General features: G+C 59.1%; 18 protein-coding genes, 2 tRNA genes and 2 pseudogenes. 14 read left to right on the top strand and 8 right to left on the bottom strand.

The features are described 5' to 3' along the window. Positions 1 to 161: 161 nt before the first annotated feature. The 8 genes from ACYZT6_RS22430 (at position 162) to ychF (ending at position 7,082) form a co-directional block, all read left to right on the top strand. Entirely contained in the window at positions 162 to 1,886 is a 1,725-nt protein-coding gene (locus ACYZT6_RS22430; RefSeq protein WP_462028677.1) for a tetratricopeptide repeat protein, read from the top strand. Between the two features lie 4 nt (positions 1,887 to 1,890). Then, a complete protein-coding gene (lolB, locus tag ACYZT6_RS22435) occupies positions 1,891 to 2,508 on the top strand; it encodes a lipoprotein insertase outer membrane protein LolB (protein WP_131059495.1) in 618 nt (205 codons plus the stop codon). Positions 2,509 to 2,510: 2 nt separating this feature from the next. After that, complete coding sequence (gene ispE / locus ACYZT6_RS22440) at positions 2,511 to 3,362, top strand: 4-(cytidine 5'-diphospho)-2-C-methyl-D-erythritol kinase (protein WP_131059510.1); 852 nt, start codon at positions 2,511 to 2,513, stop codon at positions 3,360 to 3,362. Positions 3,363 to 3,398: 36 nt separating this feature from the next. Then, positions 3,399 to 3,473 (top strand) — tRNA-Gln (locus tag ACYZT6_RS22445). Between the two features lie 45 nt (positions 3,474 to 3,518). After that, on the top strand, positions 3,519 to 4,460 hold the full coding sequence (locus ACYZT6_RS22450) for a ribose-phosphate pyrophosphokinase (RefSeq protein WP_003208392.1): 942 nt from the start codon (positions 3,519 to 3,521) through the stop codon (positions 4,458 to 4,460). A 141-nt stretch (positions 4,461 to 4,601) separates the two neighbouring features. Then, positions 4,602 to 5,204, top strand: coding sequence for a 50S ribosomal protein L25/general stress protein Ctc (locus tag ACYZT6_RS22455; RefSeq protein WP_131059496.1), 603 nt, complete (start codon positions 4,602 to 4,604; stop codon positions 5,202 to 5,204). 170 nt (positions 5,205 to 5,374) lie between these two features. Then, positions 5,375 to 5,959: an aminoacyl-tRNA hydrolase gene (gene pth, locus ACYZT6_RS22460; RefSeq protein WP_008153430.1), complete on the top strand. Its 585-nt coding sequence runs from the start codon at positions 5,375 to 5,377 to the stop codon at positions 5,957 to 5,959. Positions 5,960 to 5,981: 22 nt separating this feature from the next. Then, complete coding sequence (ychF, locus tag ACYZT6_RS22465) at positions 5,982 to 7,082, top strand: redox-regulated ATPase YchF (RefSeq protein ID WP_461988467.1); 1,101 nt, start codon at positions 5,982 to 5,984, stop codon at positions 7,080 to 7,082. A gap of 172 nt (positions 7,083 to 7,254) precedes the next feature. On the opposite strand, the gene ACYZT6_RS22470 is transcribed toward ychF, so the two are convergent. Continuing rightward, on the bottom strand, positions 7,255 to 8,472 hold the full coding sequence (locus tag ACYZT6_RS22470; protein ID WP_462028678.1) for an MFS transporter: 1,218 nt from the start codon (positions 8,470 to 8,472) through the stop codon (positions 7,255 to 7,257). A gap of 323 nt (positions 8,473 to 8,795) precedes the next feature. Between ACYZT6_RS22470 and ACYZT6_RS22475 the strand changes: the two genes are divergently transcribed. Together ACYZT6_RS22475 and ACYZT6_RS22480 are read left to right on the top strand one after the other, a co-directional pair. Beyond that, positions 8,796 to 10,853, top strand: coding sequence for a methyl-accepting chemotaxis protein (locus ACYZT6_RS22475; protein WP_462028679.1), 2,058 nt, complete (start codon positions 8,796 to 8,798; stop codon positions 10,851 to 10,853). A gap of 116 nt (positions 10,854 to 10,969) precedes the next feature. Next, a tRNA-Met gene (locus ACYZT6_RS22480) sits at positions 10,970 to 11,046 on the top strand. 71 nt (positions 11,047 to 11,117) lie between these two features. Here ACYZT6_RS22480 and ACYZT6_RS22485 read toward each other — a convergent pair. After that, on the bottom strand, positions 11,118 to 12,227 hold the full coding sequence (locus tag ACYZT6_RS22485) for a DUF2817 domain-containing protein (RefSeq protein WP_462028680.1): 1,110 nt from the start codon (positions 12,225 to 12,227) through the stop codon (positions 11,118 to 11,120). Positions 12,228 to 12,392: 165 nt separating this feature from the next. Here ACYZT6_RS22485 and ggt point away from each other — a divergent pair, with 165 nt between their 5' ends. Both ggt and ACYZT6_RS22495 read left to right on the top strand, forming a co-directional pair. Continuing rightward, the gene (ggt, locus tag ACYZT6_RS22490) at positions 12,393 to 14,225 is read left to right on the top strand and encodes a gamma-glutamyltransferase (protein ID WP_462028681.1); all 1,833 of its coding nucleotides are present in this window, start codon (positions 12,393 to 12,395) and stop codon (positions 14,223 to 14,225) included. 193 nt (positions 14,226 to 14,418) lie between these two features. Further along, positions 14,419 to 14,577: pseudogene (locus tag ACYZT6_RS22495) on the top strand (transcriptional regulator); the annotation flags it as partial. Positions 14,578 to 14,673: 96 nt separating this feature from the next. On the opposite strand, the gene ACYZT6_RS22500 reads toward ACYZT6_RS22495, so the two are convergent. From ACYZT6_RS22500 to ACYZT6_RS22510, 3 genes are read right to left on the bottom strand one after another with little or no spacing between them, the layout of a single operon-like run. Then, positions 14,674 to 15,018, bottom strand: a complete 345-nt coding sequence (locus ACYZT6_RS22500) for a gamma-glutamylcyclotransferase family protein (protein WP_462028682.1) — start codon at positions 15,016 to 15,018, stop codon at positions 14,674 to 14,676. Between the two features lie 33 nt (positions 15,019 to 15,051). Beyond that, positions 15,052 to 16,146: a D-alanine--D-alanine ligase gene (gene ddlA, locus ACYZT6_RS22505; protein WP_462028683.1), complete on the bottom strand. Its 1,095-nt coding sequence runs from the start codon at positions 16,144 to 16,146 to the stop codon at positions 15,052 to 15,054. Positions 16,147 to 16,156: 10 nt separating this feature from the next. Next, positions 16,157 to 16,798, bottom strand: coding sequence for a LysE family translocator (locus ACYZT6_RS22510; protein WP_462028684.1), 642 nt, complete (start codon positions 16,796 to 16,798; stop codon positions 16,157 to 16,159). A 153-nt stretch (positions 16,799 to 16,951) separates the two neighbouring features. Between ACYZT6_RS22510 and ACYZT6_RS22515 the strand changes: the two genes are divergently transcribed. Together ACYZT6_RS22515 and ACYZT6_RS22520 are read left to right on the top strand one after the other, a co-directional pair. After that, on the top strand, positions 16,952 to 17,761 hold the full coding sequence (locus tag ACYZT6_RS22515) for an AraC family transcriptional regulator (protein WP_462028685.1): 810 nt from the start codon (positions 16,952 to 16,954) through the stop codon (positions 17,759 to 17,761). 77 nt (positions 17,762 to 17,838) lie between these two features. Then, the gene (locus ACYZT6_RS22520; RefSeq protein ID WP_462028686.1) at positions 17,839 to 18,207 is read left to right on the top strand and encodes a cupin domain-containing protein; all 369 of its coding nucleotides are present in this window, start codon (positions 17,839 to 17,841) and stop codon (positions 18,205 to 18,207) included. Between the two features lie 11 nt (positions 18,208 to 18,218). Here the strand turns inward: ACYZT6_RS22520 and ACYZT6_RS22525 are convergent, their stop codons facing one another. The 3 genes and pseudogenes from ACYZT6_RS22525 to ACYZT6_RS22535 all read right to left on the bottom strand — a co-directional run. Next, entirely contained in the window at positions 18,219 to 18,818 is a 600-nt protein-coding gene (locus ACYZT6_RS22525) for a flavin reductase family protein (RefSeq protein ID WP_462028687.1), read from the bottom strand. A gap of 57 nt (positions 18,819 to 18,875) precedes the next feature. Further along, positions 18,876 to 19,436 (bottom strand): methyl-accepting chemotaxis protein, encoded by a 561-nt coding sequence (locus ACYZT6_RS22530; RefSeq protein WP_462029998.1) that lies wholly within the window; start codon positions 19,434 to 19,436, stop codon positions 18,876 to 18,878. Further along, positions 19,416 to 20,240, bottom strand: a pseudogene (locus ACYZT6_RS22535) (PAS domain-containing protein); the annotation flags it as partial. The pseudogene ACYZT6_RS22535 and the gene ACYZT6_RS22530, both read right to left, overlap by 21 nt. Positions 20,241 to 20,273 lie beyond the last annotated feature (33 nt).

The raw sequence follows: 20,273 nt of genomic DNA on the forward strand, positions 1-20,273 counted from the left end.
TGAAGCCGGCAATTGTCCTACTTCGACAGAGCCAGAACAACTACCGCTGACTATTGTCCCAATGACTTGCCTCTATAAAGGCATCCATCGAGACTCGGTTATGTTTGGCCGAAGGCTTGTGTCATGATGATCCGACCGCAGGTTAGTCGTCCTCTTCCTATATGAATAGATCTTCCGCGTTGCTCCTCGCTTTTGTCTTCCTCAGCGGCTGCCAGGTCATGGCACCCGTTTCGTCGGACGGTACGCCGCCGGTCGAAGACAGCACTCCGGCCCCTGAAAAGCCCAAGGTTTACAGCTCATTCAGCGAAGAAACCGTCTTCAGCCTGTTGAGCGCCGAATTGGCTGGCCAGCGCAATCGTTTCGACATTGCCCTGGACAACTACGTGACCCAGGCCATCAATACCCAGGACCCGGGCATCTCCGAGCGAGCCTTCCGCATCGCCGAGTACCTGGGCGCCGATCAGGCTGCGCTGGATACCGCTTTGATCTGGGCAAAAAACGCCCCGGACGATCTCGAGGCGCAACGGGCGGCCGCCGTGCAGTTGGCTCGCGCCGGGCGTTATGACGACTCCATGGCCTATATGGAGAAAGTCCTGCTCGGCAAGGGCGACACGCATTTCGACTTCCTCGCCCTGTCCGCGGCCGATACCGACCAGGACACGCGCAACGGTTTGATGAAAAGTTTTGACCGTTTATTGCTGCGCCACCCGAATAACAGCCAGTTGATTTTCGGCAAGGCCTTGCTGCTGCAACAGGACGGTGACGCCAAAGGCGCGTTGACTCTGCTGGAGGACAATCCACCGGACGACGGCGAAATTGCCCCGATCCTGCTGCGTGCGCGCTTGCTGCAAGGGCTTAACCGTGGCGACGAAGCCTTGCCGCTGTTGCAAAAAAGCATCAAGAAGTACCCGGACGACAAACGCCTGCGCCTGACCTATGCACGCATGCTGGTTGAACAGGACCGCATGGACGACGCCAAAGTCGAGTTCTCAAGCCTGGTTCAGCAATACCCGGAAGACGACGAACTGCGTTATTCCCTGGCGCTGGTGTGCCTGGAAGCCAAGGCCTGGAATGAGGCCAAGGGTTACCTGGAAGATTTGATTGCCCGGGAGAGCCACGTCGATTCGGCACACCTGAACCTCGGCCGTATCGCTGAAGAACGCAACGATCCACAAGGCGCGCTGATCGAGTACGCCCAGGTCGGGCCCGGCAACGACTATCTGCCCGCGCAACTGCGCCAGACCGACATTCTGATCAACAACGGCAAGACCGCAGAAGCCCAAAGCCGTCTGGCGACCGAACGCGATGAGCAACCCGATTACGCGATTCAGTTGTACCTGATCGAATCCGAGACCTTGTCTGCCAATAATCAACCCGACAAGGCCTGGAAGGTTCTGCAAACCGCGTTGCAAAAATACCCGGACGATCTGAACCTGCTTTACACCCGCGCCATGCAGGCGGAAAAACGCAATGACCTGGCGCAGATGGAAAAAGACCTGCGCCTGATCATCAAGCGCGACCCGGACAATGCGATGGCGTTGAACGCCCTCGGCTACACCCTGTCTGACCGCACGACGCGTTACGCCGAAGCCAAGGCCCTGATCGAACAAGCGCACCTGATCAACCCGGAAGACCCGGCGGTCCTCGACAGCCTCGGCTGGGTGCACTTCCGCCTGGGCAATCTCGATGAAGCCGAACGCTACCTGCGTCAGGCCCTGGAGCGTTTTCCCGATCAGGAAGTTGCCGCTCACCTGGGCGAAGTCCTGTGGGCCAATGGCAAGCAACGCGAAGCCAGGCAAATCTGGGGCAAGTTCCTCAAGGAACAACCCGACAGCCCAATCCTGCGCAGCACCATCAAGCGCCTGACCGGATCAGAGACTCTTTAAGATTATGTTTTTGCGCCACCTTATTGTTTTCAGCTTCATCGCCCTGCTCGCCGGTTGTGCGGGCTTCGGCGCCCGCGAATCGGTCCAGGGTCAAGGCAACCCGGCCCAATGGCGCGAGTACAAACAACAGTTGACCGGCCTCGATGGCTGGCAGATCAACGGCAAGATCGGCATCCGCGCGCCAAAAGATTCGGGCAGCGGCACGCTGTACTGGCTGCAACGACAGGACTACTACGATATTCGCCTCTCCGGCCCGCTGGGTCGCGGTGCGGCTCGTTTGACCGGTCGCCCCGGCAAAGTCTCGCTGGAAGTGGCCAATCAGGGCCGCTATGACGCAACGACTCCCGAAGCGCTGGTCGAAGAACAGCTCGGCTGGAAACTGCCGGTGTCCAATCTGGCGTGGTGGGTTCGCGGGCTTCCGGCGCCGGACAGCAAAAGTCGCCTGACCCTGGATGCCGACAGCCGCCTGGCCAACCTCGAGCAGGATGGCTGGCAAGTGGAATACCTCAGTTACGCCGAGCAAAACGGCTATTGGCTGCCCGAGCGGATCAAACTGCACGGCACCGACCTTGATGTCACGCTGGTGATCAAGGAATGGCAACCACGCAAACTGGGGCAGTGAACATGACTGCACCACGCTTGACGCTGCCCTCCCCGGCCAAACTCAATTTGATGCTGCACATCCTCGGTCGCCGTGAAGACGGTTACCACGAGTTGCAGACCATTTTTCAGTTTCTCGATTACGGCGATGAAATCACCTTCGCCGTGCGCGACGACGGCGTGATTCAGCTGCACACCGAATTCGTCGGCGTTCCTCACGACAGCAACCTGATCGTCAAAGCCGCGAAAAAACTTCAGGAGCAATCCGGTTGTTCGCTCGGCATCGACATCTGGATCGAAAAAATTCTGCCCATGGGCGGGGGAATCGGTGGCGGCAGTTCAAATGCCGCGACGACGTTGCTCGGCCTGAATCACCTCTGGCAACTGGACTGGGATGAGGATCGACTGGCTGCGCTGGGCCTGACACTGGGGGCCGACGTCCCGGTTTTCGTGCGTGGTCACGCGGCTTTTGCCGAAGGCGTAGGGGAGAAACTCACCCCTGTAGACCCCGAAGAACCGTGGTATGTCGTGCTCGTGCCGCAAGTCTCTGTAAGTACAGCAGAAATTTTTTCAGATCCGTTGTTGACACGTAACTCTTCTCCCATTAAAGTGCGCCCCGTTCCCAAGGGAAACAGTCGAAATGACTGCTTGCCGGTGGTAGCAAGGCGTTATCCAGATGTACGTAACGCATTGAATTTGTTAGGTAAATTTACCGAAGCAAAACTCACCGGAACTGGAAGTTGTGTGTTTGGGGGCTTCCCAAGCAAAGCTGAAGCTGATAAAGTCTCGGCCCTTCTTACAGAGACCCTTACAGGGTTTGTAGCAAAAGGAAGCAACGTTTCGATGTTGCATCGCAAGCTGCAAAGTCTGCTCTAAAGGAACCGATTACTGGGTAATCGTTGCAACAGATACAGGGGCGTCGCCAAGCGGTAAGGCAGCAGGTTTTGATCCTGCCATGCGTTGGTTCGAATCCAGCCGCCCCTGCCATTTTCTATACTCATCCAGGTTACCCTCAGCCTCTAGGTACTGCGCGTGTCCAAGATGATGGTCTTTACGGGGAACGCTAACCCCGATCTGGCTCGGCGTGTCGTACGTCAGCTGCATATCCCTCTCGGTGACATTTCTGTCGGTAAGTTCTCCGACGGCGAAATTACTGCCGAGATCAATGAAAACGTCCGCGGTAAAGATGTCTTCATTATTCAGCCGACTTGCGCTCCGACCAACGATAACCTGATGGAACTGGTAGTGATGGCTGATGCCTTCCGCCGCTCCTCGGCTACTCGTATTACTGCTGTTATTCCTTACTTTGGTTATGCCCGTCAGGATCGCCGTCCGCGTTCCGCACGTGTGGCTATCAGCGCGAAAGTCGTTGCTGACATGCTTACCGTAGTCGGCATCGACCGTGTTCTCACGGTTGATCTGCATGCTGACCAAATCCAGGGTTTCTTCGATATTCCGGTAGATAACATCTACGGCTCCCCGGTTCTGGTGGATGACATTGAAGATCAGCGCTTCGAAAACCTGATGATCGTGTCCCCGGACATTGGCGGCGTCGTGCGTGCACGTGCTGTTGCCAAATCCCTGGGCGTGGATCTCGGGATCATCGACAAACGCCGTGAGAAAGCCAATCACTCTGAAGTGATGCATATCATCGGTGATGTCGAAGGGCGTACCTGTATTCTGGTCGATGACATGGTCGATACCGCCGGCACTCTGTGCCACGCGGCGAAGGCCCTGAAAGAGCATGGCGCTGCCAAGGTTTTCGCCTACTGCACACACCCTGTGCTGTCCGGTCGGGCGATCGAAAACATTGAAAATTCCATGCTGGACGAACTGGTGGTGACTAACACCATCCCGTTGTCCGCTGCTGCTCAAGCCTGTTCGCGTATCCGTCAACTGGATATCGCGCCGGTAGTTGCCGAAGCGGTCCGCCGCATCAGCAACGAAGAATCGATCAGCGCGATGTTCCGTTAAGGGCCCTGCCCTTCTCGACTGTCTCGTTGACGAAAAGCGCCCCGCCCCGGCATTCCTGTCGGGGCGGGGCTTTTTTGCCCATATCGCCTTTAGCGCTGGTCGCAACCGCTTGGGCGAATGTGGTTATTTTGGAGATACAACATGAACGATTTTACTCTGAATGCTGAAGTGCGTTCCGACCTGGGGAAAGGTGCGAGCCGCCGCCTGCGTCGTCTCGCAAGCCTGGTTCCAGCTGTAGTTTACGGTGGCGAAAAAGCCCCTGAATCCATCAGCATGCTGGCTAAAGAAGTTGCCAAACTGCTCGAAAACGAAGCGGCTTACAGCCACATCATCGAGCTGAACGTTGGCGGCACCAAGCAAAACGTAATCATCAAAGCTCTGCAGCGTCACCCGGCCAAAGGCCACGTGCTGCACGCCGACTTCGTACGCGTTGTAGCTGGCCAGAAACTGACCGCTATCGTGCCTGTACACTTTGTTGGTGAAGAAGCTCCGATCAAGAAAGGCGGCGAAGTTTCGCACGTTGTTTCGGAAATCGAAGTGACCTGCCTGCCAAAAGACCTGCCTGAATTCATCGAAGTCGACCTGGCTAACGCCGAAATCGGTTCGATCATTCACCTGTCCGACCTCAAAGCCCCTAAAGGCGTTGAGTTTGTTGCTCTTGCACACGGCGATGACAAGGCTGTTGCCAACGTCCACGCTCCACGTGTTGCTCCAGAAGCTACTGAAGAAGGCGCAGCAGAGTAATTCACTCTGTCATGCCGGAGTGATCAAGTAACATCGCGGACTGGAACGTAGCGAGAAAGCGGGCGAGAACGCGGAGTTTACATAATGGTAAATGAGCACTTGTCGTCCACTTTCGCCGCACACACTGATCGCGGCGATGTTATCCACCACTCCAAGGAAGGGCCCCTATCGTGACTGCCATCAAACTGATCGTTGGCCTGGGAAATCCAGGCGCCGAATACGAACAGACCCGGCATAACGCAGGGGCCCTTTTTGTTGAGCGCATCGCGAACGCACAGGGCGTAAACCTTGTGGCCGATCGCAAATATTTCGGCCTGACCGGGCGCTATTCGCATCAGGGTCAGGATGTTCGTCTGCTGATTCCCACCACGTACATGAACCGCAGCGGCCAGGCCGTCGCGGCACTCGCCGGTTTCTTCCGCATCACGCCTGAAGAAATCCTCGTGGCGCATGACGAACTCGACCTGCCACCGGGCGTTGCCAAACTCAAACAGGGCGGCGGCCACGGCGGTCATAACGGGTTGCGCGACATCATTGCGCAACTGGGCAATCAGAATACCTTTCACCGCTTGCGGCTTGGCATTGGCCACCCGGGCGTTGCCAGTATGGTTTCAAATTTCGTCCTGGGTCGTGCGCCACGCGCCGAACAGGAAAAACTCGATGCCAGCATCGACTTTGCCCTCGGCGTGCTGCCGGATATTCTCGCCGGTGAATGGAACCGCGCGATGAAAAACCTGCACAGCCAGAAGGCCTGACTCTAATCCGAGGGGAAACACCATGGGATTCAATTGCGGCATCGTCGGTCTGCCTAACGTCGGCAAGTCCACCTTGTTCAACGCCCTGACCAAATCCGGGATCGCGGCCGAGAACTTCCCCTTCTGCACCATCGAGCCGAACACCGGCATCGTCCCAATGCCGGATTCGCGTCTGGAAGCCTTGGCGGCCATCGTCAATCCAAAGCGTATCCTGCCGACCACCATGGAATTCGTCGACATCGCTGGCCTGGTAGCCGGCGCCTCGAAAGGTGAAGGCCTGGGCAACAAATTCCTCGCCAACATCCGCGAGACCGATGCCATCGCTCACGTGGTCCGCTGCTTCGAAGACGAGAACGTGATTCACGTCTCCAACAGCGTCGACCCGAAACGCGACATCGAGATCATCGACCTGGAACTGATCTTCGCCGACCTCGACAGCTGCGAGAAGCAACTGCAGAAAGTCGCCCGCAACGCCAAAGGTGGTGACAAGGACGCCGTGGTCCAGAAAGGCCTACTGGAGCAATTGATCGCTCACTTCACCCTCGGCAAGCCTGCGCGCACCCTGATGAAGACCATGGGCGCCGACGATAAAGCGGTGATTCGTGGTTTCCACCTGCTGACCACCAAGCCGGTCATGTACATCGCCAACGTCGCTGAAGACGGTTTCGAGAACAACCCGCTGCTGGACATCGTCAAGGCCATCGCCGAAGAAGAAGGCGCCATGGTGGTTCCGGTCTGCAACAAGATCGAAGCCGAAATCGCCGAGCTGGATGACGGTGAAGAGAAAGACATGTTCCTCGAAGCCTTGGGCCTGGAAGAACCTGGTCTGAACCGCGTGATCCGTGCCGGCTACGAAATGCTGCACCTGCAGACCTACTTCACCGCCGGTGTCGAAGAAGTCCGCGCCTGGACCGTCCGCGTGGGTGCTACCGCGCCACAAGCAGCCGGCGTGATCCACACCGACTTCGAAAAAGGCTTCATCCGTGCCGAAGTCATCGCCTACGACGACTTCATCCAGTACAAGGGTGAAGCCGGCACCAAAGAAGCTGGTAAATGGCGTCTGGAAGGCAAGGAATACATCGTTAAAGACGGCGACGTGATGCACTTCCGCTTCAACGTCTAAGTTTTCAGAACGAAGCAGCCGCACAAGAAAAAGCCGCGTTTGATACGCGGCTTTTTTGTGCCTGAATCCGGGCGATACCTAATCCTGTAGGAGCGAGGCTTGCCCGCGAAGGCGTCATCACCGGCTCAAGAAGCTTCGCGGGCAAGCCTCGCTCCTACAGGGTCGGCGGTGTTCAAGGCTTTTGGGTTCTTGGCAGGAAGATCGCCAACACGCCAAACAACGGCAGGAACGAACACAGGAAGTACACGTATTCGATGCCGTGAATGTCCGCCAGATGCCCCAGCAACGCCGCGCCAATCCCGCCGAAACCGAACATCAAGCCGAAGAACACCCCGGCAATCATCCCGACATTTCCCGGCACCAGCTCCTGCGCATAAACCACGATCGCCGAGAACGCCGAAGCCAGAATAAAGCCGATCACCACGCTGAGAATGCTGGTCCAGAACAGATCAACGTGCGGCAGGATCAAGGTGAACGGCGCAACGCCAAGGATCGAAAACCAGATAACCGCCTTACGCCCGATCTTGTCGCCAATCGGCCCACCGAAGAACGTCCCCGCCGCCACTGCGCCCAGGAACAGGAACAGATGCAGCTGCGAACTGGCCACCGACAGGTCGAACTTCTCGATCAGGTAGAACGTGAAGTAGCTGGTGAAGCTCGCCATGTAGAAATACTTGGAGAACACCAGCAGCCCGAGCACCACCAGCGCACTGATGACCCGGCGTTTTGACAAGCCGTGCGTCGCCGCCTGACCTTGCTTGAGCTTGAACAGGTTCAAGTGGTTCGCGTACCAGCGGCTGATTCGATAGAGCACGAACAGCGCAAACACGGCAAACAATCCGAACCACGCCACATGGCCCTGGCCGAAAGGAATGATGATCGCCGCCGCCAACAAAGGGCCAAAGGCTGAACCGGCATTACCGCCCACCTGAAAGGTCGATTGCGCCAAGCCGAATCGCCCGCCCGAGGCCAACCGCGCAATACGAGAAGCTTCCGGGTGAAAGGTCGAGGAGCCGATGCCGATCAACCCCGCCGCCAGCAGAATCATCGGGAAGCTGCCGACCACCGACATCATCAAAATGCCGATCAACGTGCACACCGTCCCGGCCGGTAGCAACCACGGCTTGGGATGACGATCAGTGTGGTAACCGACCCACGGCTGCAAAAGCGAAGCGGTCAGCTGAAAAGTCAGCGTGATCAAGCCAACCTGGGTGAAGGTCAGCCCATAGTTGGCCTTGAGCATCGGATAAATCGAAGGCAGCACCGACTGAATCAGGTCGTTGATCAAATGCGCCAGCGCCACCGCGCCGATGATGCGCATGACCAGAGGACTGCTTTGTTGAGTCGCGGGTGCCGACGTCGCGCCGGTCTGAGCGTTCGTAATAGCCATGAGAATTTCCGTACAGCGGATGGGTGCACACGGGCAGGTGAGTCAATGTGCCATTTTTCAGTGCAGCAGCGCCATCCCCTTAGCCAGCTAACGAACTAAATTCAGTCGTTGATAGCTCAACGCCATGGTCTGAATCTTGCCTTGTTAATCCGCTTCAACGCGGCCCCTTACAAAGGGGACCGAGAATGGGAAGTTTCGCCACAGAGTCGGCCTACAGAGCTGACAAGGGTGAACTTTCGAGGCCTTTTAAAGGGGCACAAGTCGCGGTCGCAACGACCCCGACGCACGCCAATGGTGCGTGGTGTCCAGAGGAGTCATGGGGCATGCAGGCTTTTTTATCACCGGGGATCGGATTGCTGGGGCGTTTTGGCTTCGCACGCAAATTTCAGTTGTTGTTTCTGCTGTTTATCCTGCCGCTGGCGGGCAGCCTGTTGATGATCGGTCAGGACTATCGGGCCAAACTTAATTTGATCTCCGGCGAACGTGCCGGCGTTCGACAACTGCTGGCCCTGGATGCGCTCGATAACCTGCTCGCCGCCCAACGTGATCGCGCTGCACGTTGGCGCGCGACGGAAACCAATCGCCAGCCCACCCCTGCGACCCTAGCCGCGATGGCCGCGTTCGACGCGGTACAACCTGCCGTCGCCCAAGCCACCACGGACCTCGGTAATGCGCTGAAAACCGAAGGCGCCGAGGGCGAAACCCTGACCCGTTACCAGGCCCTGCAAACCGCGCTCAACGGCCTCGACTCGAAAAGCCTGAGCAGCGTCGGCTGGTGGCCGGATGGCTACGATCGTTTCACCAATGCCTTGAGCGCGCTGCAAGCCTTGCGCGAGCAGATCGCCATGGACAATCGCCTGACGCTCGCGCCGTGGCTGGAAACGTACCTGCTGACACAGATTTCCACACAACACGCGCCGGACCTGATTGAACGGGTCGGCCGCCTGGCCAGTGTCGGTCAGGCGTCGGTGGTGTCCGGGCAGTTCACCCTGCAAAGCCGTCTGCAATTGCGCGACTTGCGTAGCCGTATCGGCGATGCCCGGGAACAGTTGGCGAAAACCGCCAGCCTTCTGGAAGCACGCCTGCCCAGCGCCTTGCAAAGCTGGGCCGGGCAATACCACGACAGCCTCAAGCATCTTGATGCCGAACTGAAAGTCCTCGATGACGGTGTGTTCGGCGGCAGCATCAAGCTCAAGCCGGAAGAGTTCGAACGCAGCCTCGACAGCCTGCTCACCGACCTCGCCTCGTTGCGCCAGCAGTCATTGGTTTCGCTGGATCAGCGCCTGGATTACTACCACGGCTCGGCGATCCGCCAGTTCATTCTGGTGGCAACGATCTTTGGTTGCCTGCTGCTGGCGGCGCTGTACCTGTTCATCTGCTTGCAGGCCTCGATCCGTCGCAGCGCCAGCGGCATCACCCTGCTGGCCGAAGCGTTGCGCGACGGCAACCTCAGCCTGCAAGTGCCGGTACAGGGGCGCGACGAACTGGCGGCCATCAGCACCGCCCTGAATGTCGCGGTGGTGCAACTGCGTAACAGCTTGCTGGGGGTCGATCACGAAACCTTGCAGGTGAGCAATGCGGTGCGCACCCTCAATCATCATTCCAGCGGTGCCCTTGGCGAAGTTGAAGCGCAGCAACTGCAGATCAGCCAGATCGCTGCTGCGGCCACGCAATTGGCGGCGACCTCTCAAGGGGTCGCTCAGAGTTGTGAACAGGCGTCCGGCAGCGCTCAACACACCCAAAGGATTGCGGCCGACAGCAGTCGCGACAGCCAGCGCACCACGGCGAGCATTCAGCAGCTCAACCAACGTTTGAATGACACGGCAGCGGCACTCGGCCGGGTCAGCGAACAAGGCCAACAGATTCAATTGGTGGTCGACACCATTCGCGGCGTGGCCGAGCAGACCAACCTGTTGGCACTCAACGCGGCGATCGAGGCGGCTCGCGCTGGCGAACAGGGTCGCGGTTTTGCGGTCGTGGCAGATGAAGTACGTAGCCTCTCGCAACGCACGCAGTCCTCTACGGCGCAGATCGCCGGCACTGTCGACAGCCTGCGCAGCACGGTGAATGAGGCAGTCAGCCTGATGGAAGCGGCCTGTAGCCAGGCACAAAGTGATGCCCAGTCGGTCACCGGCCTGGGTGAACGCCTTGGCGAAATTGCCCACGCGGTGCAAGGCGTTACCGACACCCTGGCGCAAATCGCCACGGCAGTAGAGGAACAGGCCAGTACTGCCGATGAAGTCAGCGGCAACATCCAGCAGGTCGATCAGGCAGCGGTAAGATTGCTCGAAGGCGCGCGGGCGGTGAACCTTGCAGCGGACACCTTGAGCCAGGGCAGCAAGGCCCTGAGTGCCAATACCGGGAGATTTCAGCTCAGTTGACGCCCTCCCCCGGTCCGAATTTTCGGCTCCGGTGGATAAGCGGTTGAAAGCGTAGAGAAATATTTTAGATTTACGCTTGACGCATCTGCATTACCGGTGAATAATGCGCGCCACTTGGCTACATAGCTCAGTTGGTTAGAGCATAGCATTCATAATGCTGGGGTCCGGGGTTCAAGTCCCTGTGTAGCCACCAAGTACTAAAAACGGCTTACCGAAAGGTAGGCCGTTTTTTTATGCCTCGAGAAAAGTGCCTGGAACAGCACATCAAGAATGGATCGTCGGCAACGCCGACAACGCTCGCTCCCAAATCTGCCAGGTCCGCAGCCAGACCATCGCTTGCCAGTCGCTGTCGGCGGGATAGAACTGCTCCAGCAGATTCAGTTTGATCTCACGCCCCACCGCATCACTCGGATTGCCGTGCAGGTGCAGCCAGTGGTCATCGCGCAAATGACGATGAACGTCCGCCCCCGGATACGTCCCGCACTCGATCACAAAGGGCATCAGTTTTACCTGCGGCAGCGCATTGATCAGTGCCTGCGAGGTGTAGCCAGTCGCGGTGGCTGCAACACCGGTTTCACTCAAGGTATCGGCACCGGTCAGCAACGTGTAGAGCCACGGCCCGTAAATGGCCTGCGCCTCGGGAAGCGTTGGATAAGCGGCCTCGGTGATGGTCAGCAACATCGGATGACCGTACTCGCCAGCACCGGTGTGCAAGTCGAAACACATCGCGACCTCGCCGTGGGACATATGCTTTTGCATGATTTCGTGCAGCGTGCGGTTCGACCAGCTCGGCGCCAGCCCGCCATAAAACAGGCCATCGGGATGACTGTGCTGGCCGCCCTCGACAATTGACATCACCGTCGGCCAGCCGTGTTCGCGAATCTGCCCGTCGAGCAAAGCATCGGCGCGGTCACGCTTCGGGCCTCGCAACTCAGTGAAGGCGTAGATTTCATGCAGCGCTGCGTAAGCCTGATTGTCCGGCAGCGGACGCGTAAAGTTCAGGTGATTGCGGTTCAGGTCGATGTTGTCTTCGTTGACCCGGCGCAGCCACGCGGTGCCCCACGGGTTGATCAGGTGGATCATCACCACCGCGACATCGGCCGGCAGTGATCGCTTGCCCAACTCCTGCATCCACTTGATCTGACAACCGGAGCCATAGAAGCCTTCCACCCCGTGGGTGCCGCTCAACGCGATCAGGAGTCGCTTGGCACCCGGATCGCCCAACACCGCCACATCGGTGCTCAGGGTCTCGCCGAAGGGCCCTTTGAGTGGATGCGTATACGCGGTCAGTGTCGCTCCGGTCGCCGTCGCTGCCGCGAGGAATTGCTCACGTTGAGTGCGGTAACTCGGCTGGGTGGGAAACTCGGTCTGCATGGCTGCCTCTTGTTGATTCTTCTGGCTCGTCTGTTCCCTCGACCCTACAGAAAATCCGTTGACTCATGAAGGACAAAAGCGTCTTTGCTGTAGTCCGTGGTTTGCACCTCGCACTGTCGGCCGATAAAGTCCCCTGATCTTTTCCCACGGACGGAGTGCCCCCACGTGTTCTCAGCCTTCCACTTGAGCCGCTTTCGCCTGTCAGCCTTGCCGTTGATCGCCACCGCGCTGACCCTCACTGCCTGCAACGCCCCGCCGACTTCAACGTTGCCAGTCGCACCGGAAGTCGCCTCGGGTTATCGCACCGACCTGAAAACCCAATACGCCTCAAACCACATGGCCGCAGCGGCCAATCCACTGGCAGCCGAAGCCGGGCGGGAAATGCTGCGTCAGGGCGGCTCGGCGATTGATGCCGCGATTGCGATGCAGGCAGTGCTGACCCTGGTGGAACCACAATCCTCGGGCATTGGTGGCGGCGCGTTGATTGTGTTGTGGGACGGCAAGAACGTGCGCACTTACGACGGTCGCGAAACCGCACCGGCCGGCGCAACAGAGAAGCTTTTCCTACAGGCCGACGGCAAACCGATGGCCTTCACCCAGGCGCAGATTGGTGGTCGCTCGGTGGGAACACCAGGGGTGTTGCGGGCGCTTGAGCTGGCTCATCAGAAACACGGTCGCCTGCCGTGGGCGCAATTATTCGAACCGGCCATCAGACTCGCGGAGCAAGGCTTCGCCATCTCGCCGCGCCTGCATCAGCTGATCGCTTCAGACTCGTCCATGCGCCGCTCGCCAGACATGGTGGCGTACTTCCTCAATGCTGATGGCAGCCCGAAAGCCGCCGGTACGCAGCTGAAAAACCCGGCACTGGCCGCGGTGTTCAAACGCATCGCCAAAGAAGGTCCGGATGCGCTGTACAAAGGGCCGGTAGCGCAAGAAATCGTCGCCAAGGTTCAGGGCCACGCCAACCCCGGTAGCCTGTCGCTGAACGATCTCCTGGGCTACAAGGCCAAGGAGCGCGCGCCGCTGTGCACCGACTATAAACGCTGGCAGGTCTGCGGCATGCCGCCGCCGTCGTCGGGCGGGATCGCCGTGGCGCAGATCCTCGGCACGCTCCAGGCGCTGGAGGCTCGCGATCCGCGCTTTGCCTTGGCGTCAATGAAACCGGTCAGGACGGATAAACCCGCCGGCACCGAACCGACACCAGAAGCTGTACACCTGATCTCCGAAGCCGAGCGACTGGCCTACGCCGATCGCGCGCTCTATCTGGCCGACGCCGACTTCGTGCCCGTCCCTGTCAAAGGCCTGGTGGACCCGACGTACCTGGCCAGCCGCGCCGCCCTGATCGGCGATCGCAGCATGGGCACGGCCAAACCCGGCACCCCGCCGGGCATCAAGGTCGCCTACGCACCGGACCGCTCGCCGCTGCGCATCTCCACCTCGCAAGTGGTGGCGGTCGATGACGAAGGTGGCGCGGTGTCCATGACCACCACCGTCGAATCCGCGTTCGGTTCGCACGTGATGGTGCAGGGTTTCCTGCTCAACAATCAGATGACCGACTTCTCGTTCATCCCCGAAGAAAACGGCCAGAAAGTCGCCAACCGCGTCGAACCCGGCAAGCGCCCTCGTTCGTCCATGGCGCCGACGCTGATCTTCGATCGCCAGAGCGGCGAATTCCTCGCCACCCTCGGTTCGCCCGGCGGCTCGCAGATCATCGAATACGTCGCCAAATCCACCATCGGTCTGCTCGACTGGAACCTCGACCCGCAAGCGGCCATCAACCTGCCCAACTTCGGCAGCCGCAACGGCCCGACGGAGCTCGAAGACGGCCAGTTCAGCACCGGGTTGATTCAGGCGTTGAAGGACAAAGGGCACAGCGTGAACGAGATCGACATGACCAGCGGCACCCAGGCGATTGTTCGGGTGAAGGACGCACAGGGGAAAGCGTCGTTGGCGGGAGGGGCCGATCCTCGGCGTGAGGGGGCGGCGCTGGGGGATTGAGTCCTACGAGTGAATGAGCAAGGGCTTACCGGAAGGTAGGCCCTTTTTTACATGTAATGAGTCCTGATCGGCTATCTCACGCTGCCGTTTCCTATCCGCAAAAAGCTGCCTTTTCGATAGAGTTGGGAAACTGTCGATCCTCACAAGCAAGTACGAAGCGATCAACGCCGATACCGTCGAGATGGAGTAATCAATGAGCATTCAAACCGACGAGGACTATCACGTAGCCCTCAGGAATGTATCTGCGCTATTCGACAATGAGCCAGAGCCAGGCACCCCTGAAGGGGACTATTTCGACATCATGATCACGCTTATCGAAGCTTATGAATCGAAGCAATTTCTGGTCGAAGAGATTCCTGCAGAAGCGTCAAAAAATTCATCCGGCTGACGCGGAAATCTCCTCTCCGACTAATCTGATATCAAGCCGGCACAACGTCGTGTTACGCAACTAGGCGCTCACGTACACCCAAGCTTCAATCCCGGATTGAAGGACCACACTGACACGCTTGTAATCCGACACTTCATAGCTATCGGCGGCCGCCAGTTCGTCGGGGGTAATCTGGAACACGATCCCTGGAATCGGCGCGCTGCTGTCACCGCCCGGACGAAGAATCGGATGGTGGGTCTTGCCACTGGTGGCCAACACCTCAGGGTCGGTAATTTCCACCCAGGACTGTTCGTAACCCAGCATTGCGTCAGCACTGCCGGTCAGCTCGCGCCCGAAGTTGGCCAGTTGCACGGCTTTGTCCTGCAAGGTGCCGTAGGAAAACAGGTACACCGTTGAATCGCTCATCCATAAATCCTTGATTGAATAGTTGCGCCCCGCTTAGCGAGTGATCTTCAGCGCCTGCCGTGCCTTGTGCTTCTCCAGCGCCAGATCGATCAAGCGGCTGACCAGCTCGCTGTACGTCATGCCGGTGGCTTGCCAAAGTTTGGGGTACATGCTGATGCGGGTGAAGCCGGGCAACGAGTTGATCTCATTGATCAGCACTTCGCCGCTATCGGTCAGGAACACATCGACCCGCGCCAACCCGGAACAGCCCAGCACCTGAAACGCCTCGACGGCCAAGGCACGGATGCGCTCACTGGCATCAAGGCTGATGTTGGCCGGCACCACGACCTCTGCCGCTTGAGCGTCGATGTATTTGCTGTCGTAGGAATAGAAGCCGCTGCGCACCACAATCTCGCCACAACCGCTGGCGATGGCGTCCTCGTTGCCGAGTACGGCGCACTCGATCTCACGGCCGCTGACGGCAGATTCGATCAAGACTTTTTCATCGAAACCCAGAGCCAGTTCCACTGCCGCCATGTACTCGGCTTCGTCGTTGACCTTGCTCACGCCTACGGACGACCCTTGGTTCGCCGGTTTGACGAACAGCGGCAGGCCGAGTTTGCCCTGGACCTCAGCGAACCCGGTGCGCGCGGCGCTGGCGCGGTTCAATGTCACGAACGGTGTGACCGCAATCCCGGCGTCACGCAGCAGCCGCTTGCTGATGTCCTTGTCCATGCACACCGCCGAGCCGAGCACGTCGGAGCCGACAAAGGGCAAATCCGCCATGCGCAGCAAGCCTTGCAAGCAACCGTCTTCACCCAACGTGCCGTGCACAATCGGGAAGATCACGTCGACGTGGTCCAGCAGTTCCTGGCCGGAGGTTTCGACCAATTGCTGACTGGCCTTGCCCGGCACCACGGCCAGTTCCCGGTTGGACTGGTTGAGGGCGATCAGGGCCGGGTTTTCCTGGTTGAGCAGGAAGTTAGAAGGGTCGTTGAGGTGCCAATGGCCTTGCTTGTCGATACCAATCAGCACCGGTTCGAAGCGCGACCGGTCCAGCGCATCGACAATGTTTTTCGCCGATTGCAGCGACACTTCGTGCTCCGCCGAACGACCACCAAAAATAATGCCTACCCGCAGTTTGCTCATTCCATACACCTCAACGATTGGCCACCAGATGCGCGCCGAACAACAGATAGCAACTGCCGGCGAAGCGATCCAGCCATTTGCGCGAACGCTCATAGGCGCCCGCGACCCGACGGCTGGCAAACAGCAGTGCGACGCTGCAATACCAACTGAACGACAAGGTCGCCATCGTCAGCACGGCCAGCGCGAGCAACATCGGCGGCGGAGAGGCAGGCATGGCCGTAGCGAAAATCGTCGCGACGAACAGCGCTGCCTTGGGATTGGTCATGTTGCCGACAAAGCCCCGACCATAAGCCGAGAGCAGCGTGCGCCCCGCCCCGTTCAACGAGACGCTGTCGCCCGGCATCACCGCCGGAGTGCGCTTGAACTGCTTCAAGCCCAGATAGATCAGGTAACAACCACCGGCAATCTTGAAGCTTAAGTACAGCGTCGGTGCTGCACTGAACAAAGACTTGATGCCCAAGCCTCCCGCCAGCCCCCAAAGCACGGTGCCAGTCGCCACGCCCAATGCGGCCACCACGCCATGACGGCGGGAGCAACTGGCGGCCAATTGCGCGGTATTGAAGAAGTTGGGCCCCGGCGTCACTACCGCGACCGTCCATAACAGCGCCAGAGACAACAGCGGTGCAGCGTAGCTCAGAGGAGTCATTTCCATGGTGTGAGGCGCCTTCGTGGCTTCAGAGAATGCTCGATACCTTGCAACATTTACACGTTGTTTTCTACCAGCCTCATGGGTTTTATCGGCCGGCAGACAGGTGGCCGGTCACTGGGTTATCGTGTTTTATATTGAGTTCAAGACAACGACACCATGGCCAAGCACACGCCTCCCATCGACTGGTTTCACCGCGCGCCCAACATCGGCGGGCTGGAGCGTATCGAGGCGTTTTTTGCCGGTCACGGCTACGACCTTCATCGCCACGACACCTATGCAATCGGCCGCACGCTGGCCGGGGTGCAGAGCTTTCAGTACCGCAATGGTTGGCGTCACAGCCTGCCGGGCGGCACCCTGGTCCTGCACCCGGATGAACTCCACAATGGCGAGGCCGGCACCGACAGCGGTTTTCACTACCGAATGATGTACATCGAGCCGGCGCTGATCCAACAGATACTCGGCGGTCAGCCATTGCCGTTTATCAAGGCAGGCCTGTCCACTGATCCACGCTTGTTCGCCGCCACCGATGTGCTGATGCGAAGCCTGGATGACCCGCTCGACCCGCTGGAAGAACAGGACGCGTTGTTCGATCTGGCACACGCCTTGAGCACCGTCTCCGGCGCGCCCGGTAAACGCCAGCGCTTCGACTACGTGGCGGCGGAGCGCGCGCGGGAGTTCATCCACAGCGCCCTGGATCGCACCGTGACCCTGGAAGAACTGGCGCACCACAGCGGCCGGGATCGCTGGAGTCTGTCGAGGGATTTTCGCCTGTTGTTCGGCACCAGCCCTTATCGATACCTGACGATGCGCCGCCTGGACCTGGTCCGAGCAATGCTGATCCAAGGCCAGTCACTGGTCAGTGCCGCGCTGATCGCCGGCTTCACCGACCAGAGCCACATGACCCGGCAATTCAGCAAGACCTACGGTCTGTCGCCGGCCCGGTGGATGAAAATGCACCGCCGCTGAGCCGCGCACAATCGTACAAGAAGCCTGCTGTCGCGCTGACTATCGTGGAGTCACGATCAACCACGAGAGCTTGCGTCATGACCGCTTATCAAAGCCTGAACTTCGCTGAAAAAATCGCCCGGATCGACGCGCACTGGAGCCCCCGGGTCATCGCCGAGATGAACGACTACCAGTTCAAAGTGGTGAAACTGCTGGGGGATTTCATTTGGCACGATCACCTGGATACCGACGAAACCTTCATCGTGCTCGAAGGGCAGCTGCGCATCGACTTTCGCGATGGCCACGTTCTGCTGAACGCGGGCGAAATGTATGTGGTGCCAAAAGGTGTCGAGCACAAGCCCTCTGCCGCGCAGGAAGTGAAACTGCTGCTGATCGAACCCAAGGGTGTACTGAACACGGGCAGCGAAGGTGGCGAACGCACGGCGCAGAATGACGTATGGGTGTGAACGGCAAGCGCTTACGGCTGCAGAGTCTTGCCGTCCACCGGGTCGCCGATCGTCAGGAAATGCCCGCCAGCGACATGGTGCAAGGTGCGTAATGCATCGTGCCCTTCGAAGTGCCAACGGCCCTCGCTGAACACGCGCTTATCGGCCTGGGCGGCAATTACCTCGGCCACAAACAGGTCATATTGCTGGTGATTATTGGGCTCTGGCAGCAGTCGGCATTCCAGCCATGCGACGCAACCTTCAAGCATCGGTGCGTCGATCAGTTCACCGTTGAACGTCTGCAGGCCGTACACCTGAAACTTGTCCAGGCCCTGGCCCTGAGTCAGTTCCAGCCCCGACGTCGAGCCAACGGTTTGTGCGATATCGGCCTGGGCGGCACAGGGAACGTTCAACACGAACGTTCCCGACGCTTCCAGCAGCTGTCGGGTCCAGGTGGACTTGTCCAGCACCACGGCGATTTTCGGCGGCTCGAAGTCCAGCGGCATGGCCCAGGCGGCGGCCATGATGTTGCGCTGGCCGTCATGCGCCGCGCTGACCAGCACGGTTGGCCCGTGATTGAGCAGGCGATAAGCCTTGGACAACGGAACCGGACGGCGATGGGAAACGCTCATGAGGGCTGCTCCTGGGGAAAACGCCGATTGTAGCGATTTCCACCAGGAGGTCAGTTATCAAGTCGCCAGTTGATTGGCAAACTGCCCGACCGCGTTCACCACTTTCTGCGCGCCGTCCTGGATCTCGACGATCACCGTGCCCGCCTCCGCCGCCAGCGCCAGGCCTTGCTCAGCCTGGAGTTGACCGTCGGTCATCAGGGCCACGGCATTGCGCGCCATGTCCTGGTTCTTGCGCACTACGCCAACGATTTCATCGGTGGCCTGGCTGGTGCGCGAAGCCAGTTGCCGGACTTCGTCTGCGACCACGGCAAAACCCCGGCCCTGTTCACCGGCCCGCGCCGCTTCGATGGCCGCGTTGAGCGCCAGCAGGTTGGTCTGTTCGGCAATGCCGCTGATGGTTTTGACGATGGTGCCAATCACCAGCGATTGCTCGTTCAGTGCTTCGATGCCTTCGCCGGCGGTTTGCATGTGCCTGGCCAGGTCACGCATCACATCCACCGCCTGAGTCACCACGGCGGTGCCGCGCTGGGCGCTTTGATCGGTTTGCTGGGAGGTGCTGTAGGCAATGTTGGCCGCTTCGGCGACCGCCTGCTCCTGATTGACCTGATCGGTAATCACCGTGGCGAACTTCACCACTTTGTAGAGGGTATTGTTGGCGTCCACCACCGGGTTGTAGGACGCCTCCAGCCAGACCACACGACCGTGGTTGTCCACACGCTTGAACCGGCCAGCCACGAACTCGCCGGCGTTCAGGCGGCGCCAGAAATTCTGGTATTCAGCGCTGTTGTACTCTTCCGGGTCACAGAAAGTACGGTGATGTTTGCCTTTGATCTGCGCCAGGCTGTAACCCATGCCGCTGAGGAACCGCTCGTTGGCCGCCAGCACGTTGCCATTGAGGTCGAACTCGATGACCGCCGTCGAACGCACCAGGGCGCCGATCAGGTTTTCATGTTCGCGGGACGCCTCGATGGTGCGGGTCAGGTCGCTGGAGTAAATCGAAAAGTGCTTGATCCGACCTTCCGAAGACCGCACCGGCTGCGCGATCGAGCGCAGCCAGGCTTCCTGGCCATTGCCGCGTAACAGACGCACGGCGCCAGCAAAGTGCTCGCCACGGGTCAGCGCAGTCTGGAAGCGGCGGTGGAATTCGTCCGATTTCACATGGGCCGGGACAATGTCTTCGAGGTGCCGGCCAATCAGATCGCTGCTTTTGTAGAGCATCTCGCCGAGGAAGTTCTGGTTGACCGACTGAATCCGTCCATCAGGATCCAGGGTCAGGACCAGCATCTCGCTTTCCAGACTTTCCTTCACTTGCTGAAGGCTGGAGAGTTCTTCGCGAAGAGCCGACAGCTCCTGCTTCAAGCGTTTGTTGAACATGGAAAGCACCGATGGACAGGGATAGAAAGCGGCATGCAGCCTAACCATCGGCCTTGCGGATGTTTTCTGAAGAGTGTTTCA

Source organism: Pseudomonas sp. RT6P73 (assembly GCF_054897715.1).